We start from the raw sequence: 7,397 nt of genomic DNA, 5'->3' as shown, positions 1-7,397 counted from the left end.
ATGAGCGCGCGCGCGCTCGGCGAGGTGACGGACACGCGGCCGCGCTTCACGTCGGCTTCGTGCTCGCCCACGATCTGGTAGCGGGCCTCTTCCTCGGTGTCCTCGTCGACAAGCGAGACCGTGGCGCCGAACTTCACCTGGCTGCCCGAGAGCTTGGAGACGTCGATCACCTGGGCCCGGGCCATCTTGTCCTCGATCTCGGCGATCTGGCCTTCGATCCAGCCCTGGCGCTCCTTGGCGGCATGGTATTCGGCGTTCTCCGAGAGGTCGCCGTGCGAACGCGCCTCGGCGATGGCGGCGATCACAGCCGGCCGCTCCACCGTCTTCAAACGCTTCAGCTCTTCGTCGAGGGCCTTGTAGCCCTCGGCGGTCATCGGGACTTTTTCCATCGTGACTCGAAGTTCGCCCTAGTGAGTTTCCCGTCAGAGCCGGCCGCGGGCGCAGGCGTCCGGGGGCGGAGAGGTTAGGATTGTGCGGCGCAAAATTCAAGAGCGCGCGTCGAGCGGCGTTATCTGCAGGCCGGCGCTGGCGGCGAGGGCTCCAAAAGCATAGCTAGGAACGACCAAGGAGATTTTGAATGGCGGTCAAGCGCGGGATCACCCTCTATCATTCGCCGGCCAGCCGCGCCTTTACCGCCTACTGGATGCTGGAGGAGATCGGCCTGCCATTCGACGTGAAAACTGTCGATATCCGCAAGGGCGAGCAGAAGTCGCGCGAGTATCTGAAGCTGAACCCGGCCGGCAAGGTGCCGACCCTGACCGATGGCGAGGTGGTGGTCAGCGAGAACCCGGCCATCGCGCTCTATCTGGCCGACCGCTACAGCTATGGCGACCTGGCGCCGAAGATCGAGGATCCGCTGCGCGGGCCCTATCTGAAGTGGATGGTCTACGCCACGGCCGTCGTCGATCCCGTCGCTGTGCTGCACGGCCAGAACATCGACGTATCGGGCTTCCAGGCGGGCTTCGGCACCTTCGACGACATGGTCGAGGTGCTCTCCTCGGTGTTGATGGAGCGCAAGTACCTGCTAGGCGAGCGCTTCACGGCGGCCGACGTGGTGCTGGGGGCCACGGTGTCATTCCTGATGCACACCAAGGTTCTGCCCGAGCACGCCGCGCTGGTGGACTACAACGCCCGGCTCACGGAGCGGGAGGCCTACCACCGGGCGGCGGACGCCACCTGGCCTGCGGCGCTGTTCCCGACGCTCTAGTTGCTTTCCGAGACGATCGCACCTTCCAACTCGGCGGCGTCGGGTTGCTCGAACACGCCTTCGACGAACTCGAACATGTCGGTCGTAACCTCAATGGCGAAGTTCTCGCCGCGGACCACGTTGCGCTCGGCCACGCGGGCGCGGCGGATGTCGGCCGGAGCCGTCACGTAGTGGAACTGCAAGGGCAGGCCGGCGCCCTCGGCTATCTCGCGGACCCGGTCGCGGTCCACCTTGCGCATCAGGCCCATGTCCAGGATCACCGGCTTGCCGGCGGCCAGCACGGCGGCGGCCGTGGACCAGATCTGCGCCTCGCAGCGCTGCACGCGCTCGATCATCCACTCGTACTCGAGCGGCTGGGGCATGTCGGGGGCGAAGAGCCGGGCCATCCACTCGTCGAGGATGAAGGCGACGGCGCCCTCGCGGCGAGCAAAGGCGTGGGCGTAGGTGGTCTTGCCGGCGCCCGAGGGCCCGAAGATCGCGTGCAGGGTGGGGGACATGGGCGGTCTCTAGAGGATGCCGCCGCACTCGTCGACTTGACGCATCCAGAATAACCGGGCAGTTATGTAACCTATGAGTTATGAAGATCAGCTCGACGCCACCTTCGCCGCCCTGGCCGATCCCACCCGACGGGCGATCCTGGCCCGGTTGGCGAGGGGAGACGCCTCCGTGCAGGAACTGGCGGAACCCTTTGCGATGAGCCAGCCGGCGATCTCCAAGCACCTGAAGGTGCTGGAAAAGGCGGGCCTGGTGCGTCGCGGGCGCGACGCTCAGCGGCGACCGGCGACGCTGGAGCCGAAGCCGCTCGCCGAGGCTCAAGCGTGGATCGAGCGCTACCGCGAGATCTGGGCGTCGAACTTCGAGCGCCTGGACGCCCTGCTGGATCAACTGAAAGCCGAAAAGGACTGAACCATGCCGAAACCTGTCGAGGTCTCCACGCCCACCGACCGCGAAGTGGTCGTCACCCGCGAGTTCCACGCCCCGCGCCAGCTGGTGTGGGATGCTTACACCAAGGCCGAGCTCGTCCAGCGTTGGCTCCTGGGGCCGCCGGGGACCACCATGCCTTACTGCCAGGTCGACCTACGGGTAGGAGGGCGTTATCGCTATGTCTGGCGGGCGGAGGACGGCAGCTTCCAGTTCGGCGCGTTCGGCGAGCATCTCGAGGTTTCCGCCCCCGAGCGCCTGGTCACGAGCGAGTGGATGGATGGACTCGACGGCCAGCCGATGGACTTCGAAAACCCGAAGGCGAGCGGCGAGCCGTCGATCAACACGCTGACCCTCGTCGAGCGGAACGGCCGCACGGCGCTGACGATCCGGATGCTGTTCCCGTCGAAGGAGATCCGCGACATGGCGGTGCAGTCCGGGATGACGGACGGCATGGCGCAGAGCTACGATCGGCTGGAACAGGTGCTCGAGGGAGTCGGCTGACGCATGACCGAAGACGTCCAGCGCCGCCTTGCCACGGTGATGGCGGCGCTGAAGGCGGAGGCCTCCGATCGGGTGCGCGACGAGATGGGACCGCGCTTCGGCATCTTCACCGCGCACGCGCTGGGCGTGCGCATGGAGGCGATGCAGGCGCTGGCCAGGCGCATGGGCCGGGACCACGGCCTGGCGGAGGCGCTGTGGGCCACCGGCCTCTACGAGGCGCGGATCACCGCCACCATGGTCGACGATCCCGCCGCGGTGACGTCCGAGCAGATGGAGCGGTGGCGGAGCGACTTCGACAATTGGGCGATCACCGACACCGTCTGCTTGAAGCTGTTCGACCGGTCGCCCCTCGCGGCCGAGAAGGCGCTGGCCTGGACCGAGCTGCACGACGAGTTCGGCCGGCGGGCGGGGTTCGCGCTACTGGCTGGCATGGCGATCCACCGGCGCGGTGATGCGGCCCTGTTCCGCCAAGGGCTGTCGCGCGTCGAGGCCCACGCTTCGGATCCGCGAAACTTCGTGAAGAAGGCGGTGAACTGGGCGCTGCGGGCGATCGGCCTGAAGGGCGACGCCGAGCTGCGCGCCGAAGCCCGCGCCGTCGCCGAGCGGCTGGCGGCGAGCGAGGATCGGATCGCGCGCTGGGTCGGCCGCGACGCGATGAAGGCCTTCGACAGGGCCGACGCCAGGCTCAACGCGCGCTGAGCCCGCCGTCGATGACCAATTCGGCACCGGTGACGTAGCGGCTTTCGTCCGAGGCCAGCCACAGAACCCCTTCGGCAATGTCCGCCGGGTAACCCTTCACGCCCAGGGGCACGAACATCTGGGTCATGGCGTCGAGGTCCGGCGGCTCGTTCACGCCCGGCTGGCCGCCCACCACGGTGGTCCAGATCGGGGTCTCGATGACGCCAGGATGGACGGAGTTGCAGCGCACGCCGTCCTTCAGGGCCGCACACTCCAGCGCCACGGCCTTGGTGAACAGCCGCACGCCGCCCTTCGTGGCGCAGTACCCCGCAAGGTTCGGCGCGCCAGTCAGGCCCGCAACCGACGAGATGTTGACGATGCTGCCGCCGCCCCCCTGACGCATCAGGGGCAGGGCGTGCTTCACGCCGAGGAAGACGCCGTCGAGGTTGACCGCCGTCTGCCGGCGCCAGTCGGCCAGCGTCATGTCGGTGATGGGGCAGCCCAGGCCGATGCCGGCATTGTTGACCAGCACGTCCAGGCGGCCAAACCGGGCCTTCACCTCGGCCACGACGGCGATCCAGGCGTCCTCGTCGGTGACGTCGTGGCGCCGGTAGACCGCCTGGCCGCCGTTCGAGCCGCCAAGACCCCGGACGACCTCCTGGCCGAGATGGTCCTGGATGTCGGTGACGACGACGCTGGCGCCCTCGGCCGCCAGACGCTCGGCGCAGCCGCGCCCGATGCCGCTAGCCCCGCCGGTGACCAGCGCGACCTTGCCCTGAACGCGTCCCGCCATGACGATCCTCCCGTGTTCGCCACAACGGCTAACACGGCTTCCGCCACGTCGCGTAAGAGCTTCGGAACCGCCGCCACTGCCCGCCGGTTGCAGCGGGCGCGGCGCCTCAGGGACGCCGCCCGGGCCCCGGCCTAGGCGCGCAAAATGCCTGGGCGCCCACCACAGGATCGTGCGGGGCGCGGGTTCGGTCCGAAGCGCGCCGACGGAGATCCGCCGGCGGGGTGACGCCCGTCAGAACGTCAGGAGATCACTGCATCCACCGCGGCGTGCTGCTGCCGGTGGTCATGATCCCGTAGATGAGGCCGATGGCGAGCAATACGATCGCCACCACCATCACTGTCCCCAGGATGCCTTCGAAACGCTCGGCCAGATGCTTGTTCTTGTGGTGGCGGACTTGGCCGTGATGCGGCTCGGTATGCATGACGCTTTCCTCGCAATCTGTTGTGGAGCTCCACACTCCACGCCAGGCTGCGGCGTGCGCCGCCGGTCCGCCCCGGGTTGGTCTCAAGCGGGCCGCCGGGGCGAGCCCTTGAACGCCCGTCTCAACCAGGCGATGCGGGGAATCTGCGCCGCATGCCGGTAACGGTCAATTAAAGAGCGAACACGGGTTTGTGAACGTCGCTAGGCGTAGCTCTGCAGCGGGCGGACCTCGAGCGGGGCTTCGGCTGTGGCGGCGATCGCCCGGGCCGCGGCCAGCGCGCCGGCGGCGGTCGTGAAGTAGGGGATCTTGCCCATCAGCGCGGTCCGCCGGATCTCGAAGCTGTCGAGCAGCGACTGCTTGCCCTCGGTGGTGTTGAAGACCAGCTGCACCTCGCCGTTCTTCATGGCGTCGACGATGTGGGGACGGCCTTCCAGCACCTTCTTCACCAGCTCGACCTTCAGGCCCTGTTCGGCCAGGTAGCTCTGGGTGCCGGCGGTGGCCAGCACGCGGAAGCCCTGGTCCAGCATCAGCCGCACCGGCTCGACGATCCACGGCTTGTCGGCGTCCTTCACCGAGACGAAGACGCAACCCTTCTTGGGCAGCACCGTACCGCCGCCGAGCTGGCTCTTGGCGAAGGCGCGCGCGAAGGCCGGGCCCGCGTCCTCGCCGGGCCGCACCCAGTCGAGGCCCATGACTTCGCCCGTCGAGCGCATCTCCGGGCCCAGCACCGTATCGACGCCGGCGAAGCGGGCGAACGGGAAGACGGCTTCCTTCACGGCCACGTGGTCGTAGTCGCTGACCGCCAGGTCGAACTCGCCCAGGGTCTTGCCGGCCATGACCTTGGCGGCGATGGCGGCGATCGGCCGGCCGATCGTCTTGGCCACGAACGGCACCGTGCGGCTGGCGCGCGGATTGACCTCGAGCACATAGATGCGCGCGTTCGGCCCCTGCGGCTCCTCGATGGCGAACTGCACGTTCATCAGGCCGCGGACCTCCAGGGCCTTGGCCATGGCCTCGGTCTGGCGCTTCAGCTCGGCGATGGTCTCGGGCTTCAGCGAATAGGGCGGGAGCGAGCAGGCGCTGTCGCCCGAGTGCACGCCGGCCTCCTCGATGTGCTCCATCACGCCCGCCACGAAGACCTGGCCGTCCGCGTCGCAGAGCGCGTCGACGTCCACTTCGGTGGCGCGGGAGAGGTACTGGTCGATCAGCACCGGGCTGTCGCCGGACACCTGCACGGCGGTGGTGATGTAGCGCTCGAGCTGTTCGTCGTCGCGGACGATCTCCATCGCTCGGCCGCCCAGGACGTAGGAGGGGCGGATCACGACCGGGTAGCCAACCTTGTGGACCGCGGCGAAGGCTTCGTCGCGGCTGCGGGCGATGGCGTTCACCGGCTGGGCGATCTTCAGCTTGTGCAGCAGCTGCTGGAAACGCTCACGGTCCTCCGCCAGGTCGATGGCGTCGGGCGAGGTGCCGAGGATCGGGATGCCGGCGTCTTCCAGCGGCTGGGCCAGCTTCAGGGGCGTCTGGCCGCCGAACTGGACGATGACCCCCAGGAGCTCGCCGCGGGCGCGCTCGACGTCGATCAACTCCAGCACGTCTTCGGCCGTCAGCGGCTCGAAGTAGAGGCGGTCGGAGGTGTCGTAGTCGGTGGAGACGGTCTCGGGGTTGCAGTTGACCATGATCGACTCGACGCCGATCTCATCCAGCGCAAACGCCGCGTGGCAGCAGCAGTAGTCGAACTCGATCCCCTGGCCGATCCGGTTCGGACCGCCGCCCAGGATGATCGCTTTCTTGCGGTCGGACGGCTCGCTCTCACAGTCGGGGATCTGGCCCAGGGCGCCCGTCTCGTACGTCGAATACATGTAGGGCGTGTCGGCCCGGAACTCGCCGGCGCAGGTGTCGATGCGCTTGAACACCGGACGGACGCCCAGCGCCCGACGCTGCTCGCGGACTTCCTTCTCCGTGAGATGGGTCAGCTTGGCGAGGCGGGCATCCGAGAAGCCCATCGCCTTGAGGCGGCGGAAGCCGGCGGCGTCGGTCGGCAGGCCGTCGGCGGCGATGCGCGCCTCTTCCTTCACCAGGGTCTCGAGCTGGCGCAGGAACCAGGGCTCGTAGCTGCAGGCGTTGTGGATCTCGTCGCAGGTGAGGCCGGCCCGGAAGGCCTGGGCGATCACCCGAAGGCGATCCGGCGTGGGCGTGCCCAGCGCGCGGATGATGGCGGCATGGCCCATCTCGGGATCGTCGGCGCTCTGGATGGCGATCTCGTCCAGTCCCGTGAGGCCGGTCTCGAGGCCGCGCAACGCCTTCTGCAGGCTCTCGGCGAAGGTGCGGCCGATGGCCATGACCTCGCCCACCGACTTCATCTGGGTGGTTAGGTAGGGTTCGGAGCCCGGGAACTTCTCGAAGGCGAAGCGCGGGATCTTGGTGACGACGTAGTCGATGCTGGGCTCGAACGAAGCGGGCGTCGCGCCCGTGATGTCGTTCATCAGCTCGTCCAGCGTGTAGCCCACGGCCAGGCGCGCCGCGACCTTGGCGATCGGGAAGCCGGTGGCCTTGGACGCCAGCGCCGAGGACCGCGACACGCGCGGGTTCATCTCGATGACCACCATCCGCCCGTCGGCCGGATTGACGGCGAACTGGACGTTCGAGCCGCCGGTCTCGACACCGATCTCGCGCAGCACGGCGATCGAGGCCGCCCGCATGCGCTGGTACTCCTTGTCGGTGAGCGTCAGGGCCGGCGCGACGGTGATGGAGTCGCCCGTATGGACGCCCATCGGGTCCACGTTCTCGATCGAGCAGACGATGATGCAGTTGTCCGCCCGGTCGCGGACCACCTCCATCTCGTATTCCTTCCAGCCGAGGACGCTTTCCTC

At 68.2% G+C, this 7,397-nt stretch carries 9 protein-coding genes; 4 read left to right on the top strand and 5 right to left on the bottom strand.

The window, feature by feature from the left end:
* Window positions 1–389, bottom strand: a 389-nt coding sequence (gene greA, locus RIF93_RS16820; protein ID WP_309092604.1) for a transcription elongation factor GreA, incomplete at its 3' end; no start/stop codon positions are given.
* A gap of 188 nt (window positions 390–577) precedes the next feature.
* Between greA and RIF93_RS16815 the strand changes: the two genes are divergently transcribed.
* The gene (locus tag RIF93_RS16815; RefSeq protein ID WP_309092603.1) at window positions 578–1,207 is read left to right on the top strand and encodes a glutathione S-transferase family protein; all 630 of its coding nucleotides are present in this window, start codon (window positions 578–580) and stop codon (window positions 1,205–1,207) included.
* Here RIF93_RS16815 and RIF93_RS16810 read toward each other — a convergent pair.
* Window positions 1,204–1,704, bottom strand: a complete 501-nt coding sequence (locus RIF93_RS16810; protein WP_309092602.1) for an ATP-binding protein — start codon at window positions 1,702–1,704, stop codon at window positions 1,204–1,206. The two genes, RIF93_RS16815 and RIF93_RS16810, sit on opposite strands and share 4 nt — an antisense overlap.
* 73 nt (window positions 1,705–1,777) lie before the next feature.
* Here RIF93_RS16810 and RIF93_RS16805 point away from each other — a divergent pair, with 73 nt between their 5' ends.
* The 3 genes from RIF93_RS16805 to RIF93_RS16795 are packed head-to-tail and all read left to right on the top strand — an operon-like array spanning window position 1,778 to window position 3,331.
* Window positions 1,778–2,113, top strand: a complete 336-nt coding sequence (locus RIF93_RS16805) for a metalloregulator ArsR/SmtB family transcription factor (protein ID WP_309092601.1) — start codon at window positions 1,778–1,780, stop codon at window positions 2,111–2,113.
* A 3-nt stretch (window positions 2,114–2,116) separates the two neighbouring features.
* A complete protein-coding gene (locus RIF93_RS16800; RefSeq protein ID WP_309092600.1) occupies window positions 2,117–2,632 on the top strand; it encodes an SRPBCC family protein in 516 nt (171 codons plus the stop codon).
* A 3-nt stretch (window positions 2,633–2,635) separates the two neighbouring features.
* A complete protein-coding gene (locus tag RIF93_RS16795) occupies window positions 2,636–3,331 on the top strand; it encodes a DNA alkylation repair protein (protein WP_309092599.1) in 696 nt (231 codons plus the stop codon).
* On the opposite strand, the gene RIF93_RS16790 is transcribed toward RIF93_RS16795, so the two are convergent.
* The 3 genes from RIF93_RS16790 to carB all read right to left on the bottom strand — a co-directional run.
* Window positions 3,318–4,103 (bottom strand): glucose 1-dehydrogenase, encoded by a 786-nt coding sequence (locus RIF93_RS16790; protein ID WP_309092598.1) that lies wholly within the window; start codon window positions 4,101–4,103, stop codon window positions 3,318–3,320. The two genes, RIF93_RS16795 and RIF93_RS16790, sit on opposite strands and share 14 nt — an antisense overlap.
* Window positions 4,104–4,350: 247 nt before the next feature.
* Complete coding sequence (locus RIF93_RS16785) at window positions 4,351–4,524, bottom strand: hypothetical protein (protein ID WP_309092597.1); 174 nt, start codon at window positions 4,522–4,524, stop codon at window positions 4,351–4,353.
* Between the two features lie 200 nt (window positions 4,525–4,724).
* The coding region (gene carB, locus RIF93_RS16780; protein WP_309092596.1) for a carbamoyl-phosphate synthase large subunit at window positions 4,725–7,397 on the bottom strand (2,673 nt) is incomplete at its 5' end.

It is taken from the genome of Phenylobacterium sp., assembly GCF_031181185.1.
Classification (GTDB): Bacteria; Pseudomonadota; Alphaproteobacteria; order Caulobacterales; family Caulobacteraceae; genus Phenylobacterium.
This window is presented reverse-complemented; position numbering and strand designations above follow the sequence as displayed.

Bases quoted from the DNA above. Each gene is read 5' to 3' on its own strand.
- RIF93_RS16810 (WP_309092602.1), bottom strand. From the start codon at position 1,704: ATGTCCCCCACCCTGCACGCGATCTTCGGGCCCTCGGGCGCCGGCAAG.
- RIF93_RS16805 (WP_309092601.1), top strand. From the start codon at position 1,778: ATGAGTTATGAAGATCAGCTCGACGCCACCTTCGCCGCCCTGGCCGAT.
- RIF93_RS16815 (WP_309092603.1), top strand. From the start codon at position 578: ATGGCGGTCAAGCGCGGGATCACCCTCTATCATTCGCCGGCCAGCCGC.
- RIF93_RS16800 (WP_309092600.1), top strand. From the start codon at position 2,117: ATGCCGAAACCTGTCGAGGTCTCCACGCCCACCGACCGCGAAGTGGTC.
- RIF93_RS16790 (WP_309092598.1), bottom strand. From the start codon at position 4,103: ATGGCGGGACGCGTTCAGGGCAAGGTCGCGCTGGTCACCGGCGGGGCT.
- RIF93_RS16785 (WP_309092597.1), bottom strand. From the start codon at position 4,524: ATGCATACCGAGCCGCATCACGGCCAAGTCCGCCACCACAAGAACAAG.
- RIF93_RS16795 (WP_309092599.1), top strand. From the start codon at position 2,636: ATGACCGAAGACGTCCAGCGCCGCCTTGCCACGGTGATGGCGGCGCTG.